This is a genomic window from Phenylobacterium sp. T106, from assembly GCF_057219735.1.
In genome coordinates, this window is record NZ_JBXVWA010000003.1 from 335869 (window position 1) to 352602 (window position 16734).

At 71.7% G+C, this 16734-nt stretch carries 13 protein-coding genes; 5 read left to right on the forward strand and 8 right to left on the reverse strand.

Going from position 1 to position 16734, the window contains the following annotated elements; genetic code table 11:
- The gene (locus tag AC2D8W_RS09270; protein ID WP_484671300.1) at window positions 1-2643 is read left to right on the forward strand and encodes a two-partner secretion domain-containing protein; all 2643 of its coding nucleotides are present in this window, start codon (window positions 1-3) and stop codon (window positions 2641-2643) included.
- Complete coding sequence (locus AC2D8W_RS09275) at window positions 2640-5738, forward strand: CHAT domain-containing protein (protein WP_484671301.1); 3099 nt, start codon at window positions 2640-2642, stop codon at window positions 5736-5738. The genes AC2D8W_RS09270 and AC2D8W_RS09275 overlap by 4 nt, the downstream gene beginning before the upstream one ends.
- Here AC2D8W_RS09275 and AC2D8W_RS09280 read toward each other — a convergent pair.
- The 4 genes from AC2D8W_RS09280 to AC2D8W_RS09295 are packed head-to-tail and all read right to left on the reverse strand — an operon-like array spanning window position 5735 to window position 7867.
- Window positions 5735-6436: an aquaporin gene (locus AC2D8W_RS09280; RefSeq protein WP_484671302.1), complete on the reverse strand. Its 702-nt coding sequence runs from the start codon at window positions 6434-6436 to the stop codon at window positions 5735-5737. The genes AC2D8W_RS09275 and AC2D8W_RS09280 overlap by 4 nt on opposite strands.
- 4 nt (window positions 6437-6440) lie before the next feature.
- Window positions 6441-6959, reverse strand: coding sequence for an arsenate reductase ArsC (locus tag AC2D8W_RS09285; RefSeq protein WP_484671303.1), 519 nt, complete (start codon window positions 6957-6959; stop codon window positions 6441-6443).
- Window positions 6960-6970: 11 nt separating this feature from the next.
- Complete coding sequence (locus tag AC2D8W_RS09290) at window positions 6971-7324, reverse strand: ArsR/SmtB family transcription factor (RefSeq protein ID WP_484671304.1); 354 nt, start codon at window positions 7322-7324, stop codon at window positions 6971-6973.
- Between the two features lie 48 nt (window positions 7325-7372).
- On the reverse strand, window positions 7373-7867 hold the full coding sequence (locus AC2D8W_RS09295) for an ArsI/CadI family heavy metal resistance metalloenzyme (protein ID WP_293485486.1): 495 nt from the start codon (window positions 7865-7867) through the stop codon (window positions 7373-7375).
- Window positions 7868-8097: 230 nt separating this feature from the next.
- Here AC2D8W_RS09295 and AC2D8W_RS09300 point away from each other — a divergent pair, with 230 nt between their 5' ends.
- Both AC2D8W_RS09300 and pgsA read left to right on the forward strand, forming a co-directional pair.
- Complete coding sequence (locus AC2D8W_RS09300) at window positions 8098-8238, forward strand: hypothetical protein (RefSeq protein ID WP_293485483.1); 141 nt, start codon at window positions 8098-8100, stop codon at window positions 8236-8238.
- A gap of 98 nt (window positions 8239-8336) precedes the next feature.
- Entirely contained in the window at window positions 8337-8957 is a 621-nt protein-coding gene (gene pgsA / locus AC2D8W_RS09305; RefSeq protein WP_293485481.1) for a CDP-diacylglycerol--glycerol-3-phosphate 3-phosphatidyltransferase, read from the forward strand.
- A gap of 12 nt (window positions 8958-8969) precedes the next feature.
- Here pgsA and AC2D8W_RS09310 read toward each other — a convergent pair whose 3' ends face one another.
- From AC2D8W_RS09310 to AC2D8W_RS09325, 4 genes are all read right to left on the reverse strand, one after another.
- On the reverse strand, window positions 8970-10340 hold the full coding sequence (locus tag AC2D8W_RS09310; protein ID WP_484671305.1) for an L-serine ammonia-lyase: 1371 nt from the start codon (window positions 10338-10340) through the stop codon (window positions 8970-8972).
- 117 nt (window positions 10341-10457) lie between these two features.
- Window positions 10458-11186 (reverse strand): DUF1963 domain-containing protein, encoded by a 729-nt coding sequence (locus AC2D8W_RS09315; protein WP_484671306.1) that lies wholly within the window; start codon window positions 11184-11186, stop codon window positions 10458-10460.
- Window positions 11187-11565: 379 nt separating this feature from the next.
- The gene (locus tag AC2D8W_RS09320; RefSeq protein WP_484671307.1) at window positions 11566-12456 is read right to left on the reverse strand and encodes a pirin family protein; all 891 of its coding nucleotides are present in this window, start codon (window positions 12454-12456) and stop codon (window positions 11566-11568) included.
- Window positions 12457-12589: 133 nt separating this feature from the next.
- Window positions 12590-13087, reverse strand: coding sequence for an Lrp/AsnC family transcriptional regulator (locus AC2D8W_RS09325; protein WP_293485473.1), 498 nt, complete (start codon window positions 13085-13087; stop codon window positions 12590-12592).
- A 142-nt stretch (window positions 13088-13229) separates the two neighbouring features.
- On the opposite strand from AC2D8W_RS09325, the gene AC2D8W_RS09330 reads away from it, so the two are divergent.
- Complete coding sequence (locus AC2D8W_RS09330; protein WP_484671308.1) at window positions 13230-16643, forward strand: indolepyruvate ferredoxin oxidoreductase family protein; 3414 nt, start codon at window positions 13230-13232, stop codon at window positions 16641-16643.
- Window positions 16644-16734: the final 91 nt, after the last annotated feature.

The window sequence follows — 16734 nt, forward strand, 5'->3', positions numbered from 1 at the left end:
ATGCGTAACCCAACGTCCCGCCGTCCGCTCCTCCTGGGAACCGCCGCCGTCGCCCTGCTGTCGGCCGCCAGCGCCGCCGCTCTGCCCGTGCTGGGCTCGCCGCCGCCGCAGGTGAGCGCCGGCGGGGCGCAACCCACGATCACCAACCCCAACGCCACCACCGTCCGCGTCGACCTCAATGCTCCACGCACGATCATCGATTGGACGAGCTTCAACCTCACCTCGGCCGAGCGCGCCGAGTTCCTGTTCGACCAGCGCAACTGGTTCGTCCTCAACCGCGTCACCGGCTCGGCCATCAGCATCGACGGGCGGGTCGCGGCGAGCCAGGTCGTCGGAGGGCCGGCCGGTGGCCACGTCTGGTTCTATTCCCCGCTGGGCGTCGCGTTCGGCGGCAACGCCCGCGTCGACGTGGGCGGCCTGCTCGCGACCAGCGCCGCGCCCAACGTGGGCGAGTTCCTCAACCCGTCGAACATCAACATCCACTACACCGGCTCGGGGAGCGGCGGGCCGGTCACGGTCGCCGCGGGCGCCCAGTTCAACGCCACCGGCACCATCGCCTTCGCCGCGCCGCGGGTGACGACGGCCGCCGGATCCACGGTCACCGTCTCGGACCAGGGCTCGGCGCTCTACCTCGCTGCAGACAGCTTCGAGCTGCAGTTCTTCCCGACCTTCAACAACGACCTGACGCTCTTCACCTTCATCATCCCGAACCGCGCCGCGGGCACGCCGATCACCAACGCGATGACCATCGCCGGCCAGACCACCTCGGGCACCATCTACCTCGCCGCCTACAGCCGCGCCGCCGTCGCCAGCGAGATGATCAACGCGCCCGGGCTGCTCACGGCCCGATCGTCCATCGCCGCGTACGGCCAGGTCACCATCACCACGGGGCGGAACGTCATCCTGGGCCAGCCGGGACCGGGCGACAACGCGCCGGTCGTCCACCATGTGCCCGGCCTCACCACCGGCTCGGCCCGGATCGGCGAGGTCAACGCCGACGGCAACGTGAACATCATCCTGACCGGGGTGAACTACGATATGGCGCCCCAGGGCGACCTGACGGCGACGCGGGTCCGCGCGGGCCAGGGGCTGGTCATCGGCGGGTCCAGGGTCAGCATCCCGGGCGGCGTCAGCTCGGGCGACGCCGGCGTGAACGCCCGCGGGGCCAACATCGTGGCCGGGCGGGACCTGTTGATCCCCACGATCACCGCGGCCGGCGACCTCTTCTTCGGCAGCCGGGCGGGCGCGACCACGTTCGACCGCGCCACCAGCGGCGGGAACCTCTCGATCCTGAACAACCAGGCGCTCACGGGGAACCTGCTGTCCAGCGTCGGCAATCTGTCGATCTCGGCCGCCGGTTCGATCAACGTGGCCAACCTCTCGGGCGGGGCGGTGACCCTCTCCGCCGGCGGCCCGATCAACATCGCAGCCCTCACCGGATCCACCTCGGCGACCCTCGGGTCCGCCACGGGCATCGACCTTGGCGCGGTGACCACGCCGACCCTGACCGCCACCTCGCTCGTGGTCCGGCTGGGCAATGTCGCCGTCTCGGGCGACGCGCTGATCCGCGCGCCCGAGTTCAACCTCACCGGCAGCTTCACGGCGGCCAACCTCAGCATCGAGGGCTCGGCCGGTTCGTTCCGTCTCGGCGGCGACGGCCCGACCGGCCTGACCAACGACGAACTGCAGCGCATCCGGGTCACCGGCGCGCTCAACCTCTACGCCGGCCAGAGCGTGCCCACCCCCGGCAACCCCAACCCCGCCTACGGCGACTTCACGGTGCTGAACGCCACCGTCGACACCAGCCGCATCCCGAACCTCAACCTCTTCGCCCATTCCGGCCGGGCGGTGAACATCACCGGGACGCTGGACGTGACGGGCGCGGGCGGCAGCCTGCGCATCGGCGATCCCGCCAACGAGGCCTGGCGGCCGACGCGGATCCTGCTCTCGGGCGCGCTGGGGACAGCCGGCGGCGACGCCACCGCGGGCTTCACCAATGTCCGTGGCTTCCAGTCGGTCGAGCTGAACGCGACCAGCGACATCCTCATCGGCTCCAGCCGCTTCATCGACCTGGTCGACGATGCGCCGCCCGAGACCATCGACATCGCTCGTGGCCTGCCGTCGGGCGTCGAGGCGCAGGGCTCGGAAATCGGCCGGCTGTTCCTGGTGGCGGGCAGCGCCAGGATGAGCGCCGGCGACCGCATCCTGCAGCAGAACACCGGTCCGCTGGGCCAGGAGGGCGGCTTCTACCTCTCCGGCTCCGGCGTTTCGGCGACCGCGCCGCTGCTGGCGATCGCGGGCTCGCCGGAAACCGTCGACGTCTTCGGCTCGCTCGCCGGCGAGACCGGTCTGGTCTCGGGCAAGCAGGCGGCGTTCTCGCGCCGGCTGGTCGTCGACGGCGCCGGCGCGGCCATCTCCGGCGCCGTGCGCGTCAACGGCTGCCCGCTGGGCGTCGGCTGCTCGGTCTCGACGCCTGCGGCCCAGTTCCGGGTCGAACAGTTCCAGCCCGCCGCCACGGCCGCTCCGGTCGACCCGCCGCTGATGATCCCCACCCTGCCCAGGGTGGACGAGGACGAGCGCGAGACCGAACCGGTCATCACCGGCTCGGGCAACGAAGAGATCTGGCGGAAGGACCCGCAATGACCCGCTTCCTGCAGCGCGTGGTGCTGGCCCTGGCGGCGGCCGCCGCAGGCGGGGCTGTCCAGGCGGCTCCGGCCCCGGAGACCTTCCCCCTCGGCCAGAGCGCCGAGAGCGGCGCGGTGTGCGACGCCGTCCGCGACTACCAGGATGCCGTGGCGCAGGGGAGCGGCGCGAAGGCCTGGCGGGTCCGCTGCCGAGGATTTGGCGCAACGCTGGGGCGGCTCTACCAGCTGCCCCCGGGCCGGGTGGACGCCTGGCGGCGGGCGCTCCAGGACCGGGCGACGTGCCAGCCCCCGAAACCGGCGGCGCGGGGCGGCGAGCGCACGGCCTGCCGCACCGGCGACGGCGCCTCGCCCTACGTGGTGTTCACCGCGCCAGGATCACGCGCGACCCTCGTCGCCGAGGGGCTTGCGCCGCTCGCCGACGTGCTCGAGGCCGGGCTGAGGGTCGTGGGCGGGGGCAGGCCGCCGGCCGTGGCGGCCGTCCAGACCTCGGCGGCGCAGGCCGAGATCGCCGCCGACTTCCCGAACATGCAGGGCCTGGCGGCGGCCGAGGCGGCGGCGGCCGTGGATCCACAGCGCCTGCTGGCGCGCGGCTATGTCCAGAACAACGAATGGCGCTTCGACGAGGCCGAGCAGGCCTTCCGGGCGATCGTGAACGCGGCCACGCCGGAGTCGACGCCCGCGGCGCTGCGGGCCGACGCGCTTCTCAACCTCGCCATCAATGTCTCCAACGCCGGGCGGTTCGGGGAAGCCGACGTCTACTTCGCCGAGGCCGAGGACCTGGTTCCGCGCGACGACCTGCTGCTGCGGGCCCGCGCCCAGACCTATCGCGCGCTGCATGAGCGCAACCGCGGCGGCTTCGCGGCCGCGATCACGTCGGCCCAGGCCGCCATGCGCCTGCGCGCCGCGGCGCCGGCCCGCAGCGCGGAAGGCGCCGTGGCGCGCCCGGCCGCGGGGCTGGTCATCGATGCGGGCCTCGCCGGCCGGCTGAACGCGCCGTCGGCGGCGCAGGGCCAGCTGGAGGCGCCGCGCATCAGCGTCGAGGACCAGCTTGCGGCGCAGGACGCCCAGGCGCTGCAGATCATCGGCACGTCGCAGGCCCAGCTGGGCGACCGGGCCGCCGCCCGCGCCTCGCTGACGCAGGCGCGGACGCTCCTGGTCCGCGCGGGGGCTGTCGGCCGGGTGACGGCCTGGCTTCGGGCGCGGATCGACGCCGACATCGCGGCCCTCGACCTGCGCGACGGCCGCGCCGAGGACGCTGCGCGCGGCTATGCGGACGCCGTCGCCACGCTGCGCACCCGCCATGCGGGGAGCGCCGCCGAGGGCGCCTTGCTGCTCGACCTGGGCCGCGCTCAGGCGGTCGCCGGGCGCGAGGGCGAAGCCCTGGCGACGTTCCAGCGCGCCATCGAGGTGTTCCGCAATCAGCGGGGCGGCCTCGGCGGATCGGCGGACGCCACGGCGCCGTACTTCGACCTCCTCCTGGCGCGGATCGCGCGTGGCGAGGATGCGGATGGGACCCTGGCCGCGCGCTTCTTCGAGGCCGCCCAGATCATCGTGCCGAGCGCGACGGCCGAGACGGTGAACCGGCTGGCGGCCCGGGTGGCGGCCGGCGACGCCGCCACCGCGGGCCTCGCCAGGGCCTTCGAGGACGCCCGCCGGAGGGTGCGCGCCACCGAGAGCGCCATCGCGGCCGTCCAGGCCGAGGGCGCAGGACAGGAAGCGCTGCGCCGGGAGCTGGCGGCGCAGCTCGCCGCCCGCCAGGCCGAGGCGAACGACCTGGAGGCCCGGCTGTTCGCCGCGGACCCGCGGTACAACCAGCTGATCGCCACCGGCGCCACCGCCGCCGACATCCGGAAGGCGCTGCGCCCCGGCGAAGCCTACCTCAAGGTGCTGCCGCTTGGCGCCAAGAGCTATGGCGTGGTCGTCACGCCCGAGGCGGTCAAGCCGTACGCGATCCCGCTCACCCGGGCCCAGATCGACGAGGACGTCCGCCGTCTGCGGGTGGCGCTCGAACCCGGCGAGAGCCTCGTGGCGTTCGACGTCGCCCGCGCCGCCGACCTGTTCGAGCGGCTGGCCGGGCCCGCCAAGGCCGAGGTGCTGGCCGCGCGCCACCTGATCTACGAGCCGACCGGACTGCTCGTCTCGCTGCCGGTGGGCGTGCTCGTCGCCGAACGTCCGGCCGCCGGGGCTGAGCAGGACTACCGGCGGACGGCCTGGCTGGGCGCCAGGCTCGACACGTCGCTGGTGACGTCGGGCGCCAGCTTCCTGCAGTCCCGGGCGTTCGCGCCCTCGCGGGCGTCGCAGCCCTACCTCGGCTTCGGCGACCCGGCCCTGGCGCGGCCGGGCGCGGGTTCGCGCGCCTACAACCTGTCGCGCTCGTTCGGACGCCGCTCGGCGCGGCTGGACGAGGTGTGCGGCCGCACGCGCGAGGCGCTGCTGGGCATCGAATCCCTGCCGGAGACCGCGCAGGAGGTGCGCGCGGTCGGGGCCAGCCTCGGGGCGGCGAACAATGTGGTGGTGGGCGCCGACTTCAACGACGAGGCGCTGATCGCACGGCGGGACCTGTCTGGATACAGGGTGCTGTACTTCGCCACGCACGGCCTGCTGCCGCAGCCGGATTCGTGCCTGCCCGAGCCCGCGCTCGTGACGTCGCTCGGTCCGGGCGGCGAGAGCGACGCCCTGCTGGACACAGGCGAGATCCTCAACCTGCGCCTGGACGCCGATCTGGTGGTCCTGGCGGCCTGCGACACCGGTGGCGCGGGCGCGGGCGCCGACCGCACGGGCCTCACGGGCGGCGGCGAGGCGCTGGGCGGGCTGACCCGGGCCATGATCTACGCCGGCTCGCGGACCCTGGTCGTGTCGCACTGGTCGGTGGATTCGGAATCGGTGGTGCGGCTCATGACCGGCGTCTTCGCATCGGACCAGCCGACGCTGGCGGGCGCGCTGCGCCGCTCGCAGCAGGCGCTGCTCGAGCAGGAGGCCACCGCCCATCCCTACTTCTGGGCGCCGTTCACCCTGGTCGGCGACGGCGCGCGGCCGCTGCCGCGCACGCAGACGGGCTCGGTGGCGGGCTCGGTGGCGGTGGCGGGCCGCTAGTCGGCCGAGGGCTTCAGCATCCAGCCCATGGCGGCGAGCGCCGCGACGGCGCCGACGACCTGGGCCGCGATGAAGGCGGGCGCCGAGGCGGGCGCGATGCCGGCGAAGGTGTCGGTGAGCGACCGGGCCACCGTCACCGCGGGGTTGGCGAAGGAGGTCGACGCCGTGAACCAGTAGGCGGAGGTGATGTAGAGGCCGACCGCGAAGGGCGTCGCCTCGGGCCGGAAGCGCAGGGTTCCGAGGATCGTCGCGATGAGCCCGAACGTCGCGACGCCTTCGGACCAGGCTTGCGGCGGACCGTCCCTCAGCTTGGACGAGACCTGCAGGATGGGCTCGGCGAACATGGCGTGCGCCGCCCAGACCCCCAGGACCCCGCCGGCGGCCTGGACCACCGTGTAGGCCAGGGCGAGCCGCGCGCCGATCTCGCGGCGCAGCGCGAAGACCAGCGTCACCGCCGGGTTGAAGTGCGCCCCGGAGATGGGGCCGAAGATGGTGATCAGGACCACGAGGCCGGCGCCTGTGGAGAGCGTGTTGCCCAGGAGGGCGATCGCGTCGTTCCCGCCCGACAGGCGCTCGCCCATGATGCCGGAGCCGACCACCACGGCGAGGAGCAGCGCGGCGCCCAGCGCCTCGGCCGCGAGCCGGCGTCCGACCGAGTAGGGGCGGAGCGGGGGCTCGAGACTGGCTTCCGTCGTCAAGGCGTCAGGCCGGCTGGGTCGAGGACGCGCCGATCTCGTTCAGCCGCGCCTGGAGGGACAGCCGGTCGAGCCTGGCCATCGGCAGATCGAGGAAGAGGGAGATCCGGTTGGCGAGCATCCGGTAGGTCTCGGCGAAGGCGAGGGCGATCTCGGCGTCGCTGCCGGTGGCCTTCGCAGGGTCCGGCAGGCCCCAGTGCGCCGTCACGGGCTGGCCCGGCCAGTACGGGCAGACCTCCCCGGCCGCGTCGTCGCAGACCGTGAAGATGAAATCGAGCTCCGGCGCCTCCGGGTTGGTGTCACGGGAGAACTCGTCCCACGACTTGGAGCGGAAGCCTTCCGTGTCGTGATCCAGCCGCTGCAGCAGCGCCAGGGCGTTGGGATTGACCTGGCCGGTCGGGAAGGAGCCGGCCGAATAGGCGCGGAAGCGGCCGGCGCCTTCGCGGTTCATGATCGCCTCGGCGAGGATCGAGCGGCAGGAGTTGCCGGTGCAGAGGAATAGGACGTTGTAGGGCCGGTCGCTCACCCGTGGTCTCCTCAGCAGGGGGTCGGCTCGGCCGCGCAGGCGGTCCGGGCGACCGGACCCAGCGCGCCGCAGATCTCGGGGGCGCCGGCGCAGCAGTCCTCCATCAGGAAGGCCAGCAGCTCGCGCATGGCGCCGTAGCCCGCGGTGTAGATGATCGACCGGCCGTCGCGGCGCGACGCCACCAGGCCGGCCGCGGCGAGGATGTTCAGGTTGGTCGAAAGGGTGTTCGGGAGGCTGCCGGTGGCGCGGGCGATCTCGCCGGCGGGCAGGCCGTCCGGGCCGGCCCGCACCAGCAGGCGGAACACTTCGAGGCGACCCTGGTGCGCCAGCGCGCCCAGGGCCGCCGTGGCGGCTTGCACTTCCATTGTTCTGGAATGCCGGAAGTTCACCGTTCCGCCAAGCGAAGCTTTGTGTCAGCAGCAGCCCGCCGAGGTCCTTGCAGGCTCGGCGGGGACGGGCGCCGGCGCCGCCGCCGGCCCGCAGCATGCGCCGGCCGGCTTGGCCTGGGACTGCTCGAGCTCGGTCAGCGCGGCGCTCGCGCCGTACGTCGTGGCGTCGCCGAAGGTGTAGAAGGTCTCCCAGCGCAGGCCCGCCGGATCGCCCACCCAGCTCTTGTCGGACTGGGCGTAGCAGCAGGTGGTGGCCGCCTCGTCGAAGGTCTGCGCCCCGGCCGCCTTCAGCCGCGTGGCGAGCTCGGACAGCTCGGCGGCGCTGTCCACCTGGATGCCCACGTGATCGAGCCCCGCCTCGCGATGCGTCGAGATGGCGAAGTTCACGCGGGGGTCGTCGAGCATCCACTTCGCGTAGTCGTCCTTCACCACCGTCGGCTGGGCGCCGAACAGCGTGGCGTAGAACCGGATGGACTGGTCGAGGTCGGGGACGCTCACGTGCAGGTGCAGGCGCTTCATGGTTCGATCTCCGCAGGGATGTTGTTCTTCTATATTTCTAGAAATAACGAAACGTCAAGCGGCGTTTGTCGGGGACCGCCGGCCGTCAGCCACAAGAGCCATGGCCCGGTCGTCGAGGCGGTGTCCCGGAGAACCTCACCTGCCCCCGCAGCGCGGCGGCTCACCGCTCGTCAATCACTCTGACAGCGCCGTTCATGGACGGTTCAAGGCGCGGTTCGCAACCTGGGCGCATGTCGAGACGCGCCTCCTCCGCCCGATCCGCGCCGCCCGCCGACCGCCCCTCGGCCTGGGCGATCGCGTTGCTGCTCGCCTCCGGCGCGTTCGCGCTGTTGTCGATGGCGCTGCTGGCGACGGGCTACGGCCTGACCTGACGCCTCAGACGTCGGCGAATGAGGTCCGGGCTTCCTGAAACGATGCCCGTGGACGCATAGTGGGAACGAAGCTTCGCCCTGGACGCTCGATTCCCCACATGAAGTCCCTCCCGAACATCCTTACGGCGTCCCGGCTGGTCATGGCCCTCTTCATGTTCGTGGCCTTCGCCGCGGCTGCGGGCGCCGTGCCGTACCTCGCGCAGCGCCTCGAACCCGAGCTTCAGTTCGCCCTGCAGCGCTGGGCCGTCTACGCCTTCGTGCTGGCAGCGGTGACGGACTTCTTCGACGGCTGGCTGGCGCGCAAGCTCAACGCCGAGAGCGTCTGGGGCGCGATCCTCGACCCCATCGGCGACAAGGTGCTCGTCTGCGGCGCGATCCTGGGGCTGATGTCGCTGGGGCCCCAGCCGATGGTCGTGCTGCCGGCCGGCCTCATCCTGTTCCGGGAGTTCACGGTCAGCGCGCTGCGGGAAGTCGGCGCGGGCAAGGGCGTGAAGCTCCCCGTCACGCTGCTCGCGAAGTGGAAGACCACTCTCCAGCTGGTCGCGCTGACCATGGAGCTTGTGGTCGCCGCCTGGGGCGCCTTCAGCCTCCCGGACGGCGGAGCCTTCCGCACCGGCTTCGAGTTCGCCGCGCACACGCTGTTCTGGATCGCCGCGCTGGTGACCCTGATCACCGGGATCCAGTACTGGGAACAGACCCGCAAGGCGCTCTCGACCTGACGGAGGCCGCCGTCAGCATTCGGCGAGATTGACCGCGAGCCCGCCCAGGCTGGTTTCCTTGTAGACGTGGCTCATGTCCTCGCCGGTCCGCTTCATGGTGGCGATCACCTTGTCGAGGCTGACGGAATGCTCGCCCGTGCCCAGCATCGCCAGGCGGGCGGCGTCGATCGCCTTCACCGCGCCCATGGCGTTGCGCTCGATGCAGGGGATCTGGACCAGCCCGCCGATGGGATCGCAGGTGAGGCCCAGGTTGTGCTCCATCCCGATCTCGGCGGCGTTCTCCACCTGGGCGTTGGACGCGCCCAGCGCCGCCGCGAGCCCGGCGGCGGCCATGGAGCACGCGACGCCCACCTCGCCCTGGCAGCCGACCTCCGCACCCGAGATGGAGGCGTTGCGCTTGTAGAGCGCGCCGATCGCCGCGGCGGTGAGCAGGAAGGTGCGCCGGCCTCCGGGCGATCCGTTGTGGAAGCGGTCGTAGTAGCGCAGGACCGCCGGCAGCAGGCCCGCGGCGCCGTTGGTGGGCGCCGTGACCACCCGGCCGCCGGCCGCGTTCTCCTCGTTCACCGCCAGCGCCCAGAGGTTCACCCAGTCCAGCGCCGAGAGCGGGTCGGCGATCTGCCGGTCGGCATTCTCGATCAGGTTCCGCCAGATGGCGTGGGCGCGGCGCTGCACCTTCAGCGCGCCGGGGAGCATGCCCTCGGTCTTCATGCCCCGCTCGATGCAGGCGTACATGGCCGCGGCGATCTCATCGAGGCCGGCCTCGATCTCGGCCTCGCTGCGGACCGAGAGTTCGTTGGCGGCCATCAGCCCGGCGATCGTGAGCTCCGAGGCGCGCGCCTGCTCGAGGAGCTCTGCGCCCGAGGCGAAGGGGTAGGGGACCGGCAGCGCCCGCGCCGGCGGCTCGTTGCGGGCGATCTCGTCCTCGTCGCGGACGAAGCCGCCGCCGATGGAGAAGTAGCGGCGCTCGGCCAGCCGGTCACCCGCGGCGTCGAAGGCGACGAACTGCAGCGCGTTCGGGTGCTGCGGCAGTCGCTCGCGGCCGGCCCAGACGATGTCGCGGGCCTCATCGAAGCCGATGTCGCGCCGGCCGCCGAGGGCGAGGCGGCCGCTCTCGCGCACCGCTGCGACCAGCCGGTCGGCCGCGTCCGGGTCGAGGTTGCGCGGCTCGAGCCCGGCGAGACCCAGGATTACGGCCCGGTCCGTGGCGTGGCCCCGGCCCGTCAGCGCCAGCGAGGCGTAGAGGGTGGTCTCGACCCGCACCACCCGCACGATGTCCGCCCCCAGCCACGACAGGAAGCGCGCCGCGGCCGTCATCGGCCCCATGGTGTGCGAGCTCGAGGGCCCGACACCCAGCTTGAACAGGTCGAAGACGCTGACGTGCATTCCGCGCTCTGTGGACGCCTCCCGCGGTCCGTTCAAGGCGCCGTCGCCATGGGGTTGGGTCGGGGGCTGAGCGCATTCCACCCGCGGGCGCGCCGTGGAGAAGGAGGCGGACATGGCTCAATGGGTCTGCGTGAGGGTGACGGTCTTGCGGAAGTCGCCGCGCCTCGCGTCGCGTGCCCGGACGAAGACATAGATGCGCCCGCCATCCCACCATTTCATGCCGAGCGCGGGGTCGGAGTCGATCTGCAGAAGCAACCGCCACTGCCGTCCCGCGCGTCGAATGTCGTCGGGCACAGGCCCGTCGGGGTCCCAGGCGAGACCGCGCCAGAGATATTCGCAATGGACGCCCATCTGGCCGCCCTGGATTTCACTCGGGTATCCGCCGACACGGTGCTCGATCTCGTCGCCGAGGTCGGCGTCGTCCAAGAGGTCGAACCCCTCCCAATCGATCTCGGGGCCCGGCTCGTCTTCGCCGAGCCAGTCCCAACTTGGCAGCGATGTGAACCGCATGAAGCCGACGCGAAGTTCTGCAAAGCGCTGGCTCGCCGCCAGACGCTCCGGAAAGGCAACCGGACGCCCGGGCGGCTCCAGACTGTAGATCGCCACGCAGCAGTCCAAGGCGCCGTTTCGCGCTTCATCGAAGAAAAAGTACAGGCGGCCTTCATGCGGCAGCCAGGGCATGCCGGCGTGCGCCGCGAACGCCCCGAGGTCGAGCTGCGCGACAAACGCTGGCGGCCGCCCCTCGAACTCGGGCCAGGCGGTGTCGGCAGGCAACTCCGGTAAGCCGCCCAGCTTCGAAAAGCCGGGCGACTTCGCGGGAAAGAGGAGCAGGGTGGGACGCGCCATCCGGCGCAGGCGTGATCGAAGGCGGTATGTGGCCGGATAGTCGTACGATCGGCCCCGCCGCGAGCGCTGGCGAAGCACGCCGACAAGCCAGGCGGTGGCAAGTATCACTGCCAGGAGGCTTAACCCGATCCACAAGCCAGGGTCGCTCTCGCCCATGGATCAAGCCGGCATGCGCGCAATCGCGACAGCGCTGCCAGCCCAGCGATGACACTCGTCGTCGTGCTTCATCGCCTACGTTGACCCGCCTCATACGATCTCGCCGCGCCGGCCGGCGTGGTGACGGTCATGACCTTCGCCGGCGCTGGCGCACCCCGCACGACGCGTTCAACGGGGCCGTACCCCGGAAGCTTAAGCGCGTCAAGAACAAAAAAAGAACAGATCAGCTCATCGGGTTCGGCGGCGGAGCGGGCTCGGGGAGCGGGATGAACTCCTGGTCGTCCGCGTCGGGCAGCTTCATGCGGCCGGCGCGCCAGTCGGCCTTGGCCTGCTCCAGGCGCTCCTTCGAGGACGAGACGAAGTTCCATTCGACGAAGCGCGACCCCACCGGCTCCCCGCCGAGCAGCATGACGATCGCCGGCGTCTGCGCGGTGAACGTCACCGGCTGGCCCGGCAGGAACACCAGCATCTGGCCCGCCTGGAACGTCCGGCCGTCGACCTCCACCGAGCCCTCGGCGACGTAGGCGGCGCGTTCGGGATACTCGGCGGGCAGTTGCGCCTTCGACCCGGCGTCGAGCCGCCAGTGCACATAGAACAGCGGCGACTGGGTCTTCACCTTGGCCTCGGCGCCGAAGGCGCGTCCGGCGATCAGGCGGGCCCACATGCCGCCGCCCTCGTAGGTCGGCAGGTCGTCCGGTCCGTGGTTGGCGAAGGCGGGATCGGTTTCCTCCAGCTCCGCCGGCAGCGCGACCCAGGCCTGGATGCCGTGCATCGCGCCGCCGTTCCGCCGCAGGGTCTCGAAGCGCTCGGAGTGAGTGATGCCGCGGCCCGCGACCATCCAGTTCACCTCGCCCGGATGAATGGCCTGGGTCACGCCCGTCGAGTCGCGGTGGGTGATTTCGCCCTCGAAGAGGTACGTCACGGTGGACAGGCCGATGTGCGGGTGCGGCCGGACGTCGACGGTGCGCGGGAAGCCGGCCTGGAAGTCCACGGGCCCCATGTGGTCGAAGAAGACGAAGGGACCGACCATCCGTCGTTTGGCGTAGGGCAGGACGCGTCCGACCTCGAACCCGCCGAGGTCCTTGCGTCGCTGGTCGATGACGAGGTCGATCATGGGGGGGCTCCGGGTCTGGGGCCCCCAGCGTTGCTCCGGCGGACGCACGAGTGCAACCGTGGCCGGAGGATCGTCGGCGTTCCGCGCCGCCGGCCGCAGCCGGGCCCGTCCACGGACCGCCGGGCCGGAGACGCTACCCCTGGGCGCTAACGTAGGGGCTGACCAGTCCCAGCGGCGCCGCGGTGGTGTTCTTCACCGAGCGGATCACTATGCGGCTCTCGATGTTCGACACGAGCCCCAGGGACAGGATCTTGTCGCGCAGGAAGTCGTCGAACGCGTGCATGTCGCGGGTGACGATGCGCAGCTCGTAGTCGGCGGCGCCCGTGACGGTCGCGCACTGGACCACCTCGGCCAGCTTGCCGATGGCGGTCTCGAAGGCGTCCAGGTTGTCCTTGGTAGGCAGGCTGAGCTTCACCGTGCAGTAGACTTCGAAGCCCAGGCCCAGCCGCTCCCGGTCGAGGATCGTGACCCGACGCTGGATGACGCCCGCGTCCTCCAGCCGCTTGATGCGCCGCCAGCACGGGCTCGACGACAATCCGACCCGCTCGGCGATTTCGGCGACGGACAAACCTGCGTCGTGCTGGATCAGATCGAGGATCTTGGCATCGACCGCGTCGAGGGCCTCGGACAACTTTTCCTCCTGTTGACGCCACGAGAGCATATGGTTCTTGCCCCGGAACCGAGGGCCGGGGGCATGCTTTTGGCAAGCAATTGCGGCGCACTTATATGATCTTGCAGTTCACGTGGGGAGGCCCGAAAGGAAGAAAATTGCGATGCGCCACCAGGAAGTGACGCTCGACGACAAATTTCTGCTCACGGACGGCCGGGTCTTCATCACCGGGGTGCAGACGCTGCTCCGCGTGCTCATGGACCAGCGCCGCCTGGACGCCGCGGCGGGGCTCAACACGGCCGGCTTCGTGTCGGGGTATCGCGGCTCGCCGCTGGGCGGCCTCGACCAGCAGGCCGCGCGGGCGGCCAGGCACCTCGAGGCGGCGAACGTCGTCTTCAAGGAGGGGCTGAACGAGGACCTCGCGGCCACCGCCGTCTGGGGCAGCCAGCAGGCCAACCTGTTCCCGGGCGCCCGCTACGACGGCGTCTACGGCATGTGGTACGGCAAGGCGCCGGGGGTCGACCGGACGGGCGACGCCTTCAAGCACGCGAACTTCGCCGGCGTCTGGCCCAAGGGCGGCGTGCTGGCGGTGGCCGGCGACGACCACACCTGCAAGTCCTCCACGCTCCCCTCGCAGTCCGAGTACGCCTTCCAGGATTTCGAGATGCCCGTGCTGTCCCCGGCGGACGTGCAGGAGGTGCTCGACTACGGCCTGATGGGCTATGCGCTCAGCCGTTTCTCGGGCCTGTGGGTCGGCATGATCGCGCTGGCCGACACCATGGACTCGGGCGCCACCATCGACGTCTCGCTTTCGCGGCACCAGTTCACCACGCCCGAGGGCTTCCGCGTCCCCGCGGGCGGGCTGGGCATCCGGCTCAAGGACCAGCCGCTCGACAAGGAGCGCCGGCTCCGCACGCAGAAGATCCCGGCGGCCCTGGCGTTCGCGCGGGCCAATCGCATCGACCGCGTGATGCTGGGCGCGGCCCGGCCCCGGCTGGGGATCGTCTGCCAGGGCCAGGCCTACAAGGACGTGATCGAGGCCTTCGCCGCCATGGGCGTCAGCCCGCCGGAGGCCGCCGCGCTGGGCGTCGCGATCTACAAGGTCGGCATGCCGTGGCCGCTGGAGCCCACGGGCATCCGCAGCTTCGCCGCCGGCCTCGAGACGCTGATGGTGATCGAGCACAAGCGGCCCCTGATCGAGACCCAGGCGCGCGCGGCGCTCTACGACCTGCCGGCCCACGCGCGGCCGCGGATCATCGGCAAGACCGACGAGGCGGGCGCGCCGCTGCTCTCGGAGCTCACCTCGCTCAGCGTTGCGGAGATCGCGCTGGCGATCGCCGACCGCCTGCCGCCCGGCCCGCACATGGACCGGGTCTACGACTACCTGAACCGCGTCTCGGCCGCCTCGATGGCCGCGGTGACCCTGTCCAGCGACCAGCAGCGCAAGCCGTTCTTCTGCTCGGGCTGCCCGCACAATTCGTCCACGCGCCTGCCCGAGGGCTCGCGCGCGCTGGCGGGCATCGGCTGCCACTACATGGCGAGCTTCAACGACCCGTCCACCGACCTGAACAGCCACATGGGCGGTGAGGGGCTTTCGTGGGTGGGCGCGGCGCCGTTCACCGACGAGAAGCACGTCTTCGTCAATCTGGGCGACGGCACCTACAACCACTCGGGCTCGCTGGCGATCCGGGCGTCCGTCGCGGCGAAGTCGAACGTCACCTACAAGCTGCTGTTCAACGACGCGGTCGCCATGACCGGCGGTCAGCAGGCCGAGAGCGGCTTCACGGTGCCGCAGATCACCCGCCAACTCGCCTCCGAGGGCGTCGAGAAGATCGTCGTCGTGGCCGCCGAGCCCGAGCGGTACCAGCAGGTGACGGGCCTCGCGCCCGGCGTCGAGGTCTTCCCCCGCGCCGAGTTGATGAAGGTGCAGCGCAGCCTGCGCGACACGCCCGGCACGACGGTGCTGATCTACGACCAGGTCTGCGCCACCGAGAAGCGCCGCCGCCGCAAGCGCGGCAAGATGGCCGCCGCGCCGATGCGGGTGATGATCAATCCGCTGGTCTGCGAGGGCTGCGGCGACTGCTCGGCCAAGTCGCACTGCGTGTCGGTCGAGCCGCTGAACACCGAGTTCGGCCGCAAGCGGAAGATCAACCAGTCGACCTGCAACCAGGACTATTCCTGCCTCGACGGCTTCTGCCCCAGCTTCGTGACGCTGGAGGGCGCCGAGAACGCCCACCGCGAGGCGATGCCGGCCCTGACCGCCGATGCGACCCCGTTGCCGACCTTCCAGGAGCTGAAGGGCGTCCAGAACATCGTCTTCACCGGCGTGGGCGGCACCGGCGTCACGACCGTGGCCTCCATCCTCGCCATGGCGGCGCATGTGGACGGGCGCTCGGCCTCGGTGGTCGACATGACGGGCCTGGCGCAGAAGGGCGGGGCGGTGTTCAGCCACGTCCGCATCGGCGAGACCGAGACCACGGTGATCGGCGGCCGGGTGCCGGCGGCCAGCGCCAACGTGCTGATCGCCTGCGACCTGCTCTCGGCCGCCGGCCCCGACGCCCTGGCGCTCTACGCCAAGGACCGCACGGTGGCGGTGGGCAACGCCGACTTCGCCCCGACCGCCGACTTCGTCACCGACCGCGACGTGCGCTTCGACGCCGACGAGCAGGGCCGCCGGATCGCTGCGGCGGCGAAGAGCTACGACGCGGCGCCGGCGAGCCACCTGGCCGAGACGAACCTGGGCGACGCCATCTACGCCAACATGATCATGCTGGGCTTCGCCTGGCAGAAGGGCGTGATCCCGGTGTCCAGCCGCGCGCTCTACCGGGCGATCCGGCTGAACGGCGTCGAGGCCGAGGCCAACCTGCAGGCCTTCGAGCTGGGCCGGAAGGCGGCCTTCGACCCGCAGGCCCGCGGCCCGCGCGAGGATGACGTCCCCACGCCCGAGACCCTGCCGCTGGACGAGCTGATCGCCCACCGCGCGCGGGAGCTGACGGCCTACCAGAACAAGGCGTACGCCGACCGCTACCTCGCCCGCGTGGAGAAGGTGCGCGCGGCCGAGGCGGCCCTGGGCTCCACAGACCTGACCCGCGCCGTGGCGGTCAGCCTCCACAAGCTGATGGCCTACAAGGACGAGTACGAGGTGGCCCGGCTCTATTCCGACGGCCGCTTCGCCGCCTACCGCGCCGAGACCTTCAAGGGCGGCAAGGCGAAGGTCTGGCTCGCGCCGCCGCTGCTGGCGCGCGCGGGGCCTGACGGCAAGCCGAAGAAGATGGCCTTCGACCCCTGGATGCTGGACCTCGTGTTCCCGACGCTCGCGAAGATGAAGGGCCTGCGGGGCGGGCCGCTCGACGTGTTCGGCAGGACCGGCGAGCGGAAGATGGAGCGCGGCCTGATCGCCGAGTTCGAGGCGGACGTCGACAGGCTGGCCGCCGGGCTGACGGCGGAAAACCACCATCTGGCGGTCCAGATCGCCCGCGTTCCCCAGCAGATCCGCGGCTTCGGCCACGTGAAGGAGGCCAGCCTCGGGCCCGCGAAGGCCGAGGCCAGGCGTCTGTGGAAGGCCTGGGCGGGCTGACCGCCATCCCGGAGTCTGTAGGGCCCGGTCCGCGCCGTGCGCCGAAACCGGGATGACAAGGGCGGGATAGCGTTCCAGCGTGGGCCAAACG

What these genes read in the sequence shown, in the direction of transcription:
- AC2D8W_RS09270 (WP_484671300.1), top strand. Translation starts at nt 1, where the DNA reads ATGCGTAACCCAACGTCCCGCCGTCCGCTCCTCCTGGGAACCGCCGCC.
- AC2D8W_RS09275 (WP_484671301.1), top strand. Translation starts at nt 2,640, where the DNA reads ATGACCCGCTTCCTGCAGCGCGTGGTGCTGGCCCTGGCGGCGGCCGCC.
- AC2D8W_RS09290 (WP_484671304.1), bottom strand. Translation starts at nt 7,324, where the DNA reads ATGGAAGTGCAAGCCGCCACGGCGGCCCTGGGCGCGCTGGCGCACCAG.
- AC2D8W_RS09295 (WP_293485486.1), bottom strand. Translation starts at nt 7,867, where the DNA reads ATGAAGCGCCTGCACCTGCACGTGAGCGTCCCCGACCTCGACCAGTCC.
- AC2D8W_RS09300 (WP_293485483.1), top strand. Translation starts at nt 8,098, where the DNA reads ATGTCGAGACGCGCCTCCTCCGCCCGATCCGCGCCGCCCGCCGACCGC.
- pgsA (WP_293485481.1), top strand. Translation starts at nt 8,337, where the DNA reads ATGAAGTCCCTCCCGAACATCCTTACGGCGTCCCGGCTGGTCATGGCC.
- AC2D8W_RS09310 (WP_484671305.1), bottom strand. Translation starts at nt 10,340, where the DNA reads ATGCACGTCAGCGTCTTCGACCTGTTCAAGCTGGGTGTCGGGCCCTCG.
- AC2D8W_RS09315 (WP_484671306.1), bottom strand. Translation starts at nt 11,186, where the DNA reads ATGGCGCGTCCCACCCTGCTCCTCTTTCCCGCGAAGTCGCCCGGCTTT.
- AC2D8W_RS09320 (WP_484671307.1), bottom strand. Translation starts at nt 12,456, where the DNA reads ATGATCGACCTCGTCATCGACCAGCGACGCAAGGACCTCGGCGGGTTC.
- AC2D8W_RS09330 (WP_484671308.1), top strand. Translation starts at nt 13,230, where the DNA reads ATGCGCCACCAGGAAGTGACGCTCGACGACAAATTTCTGCTCACGGAC.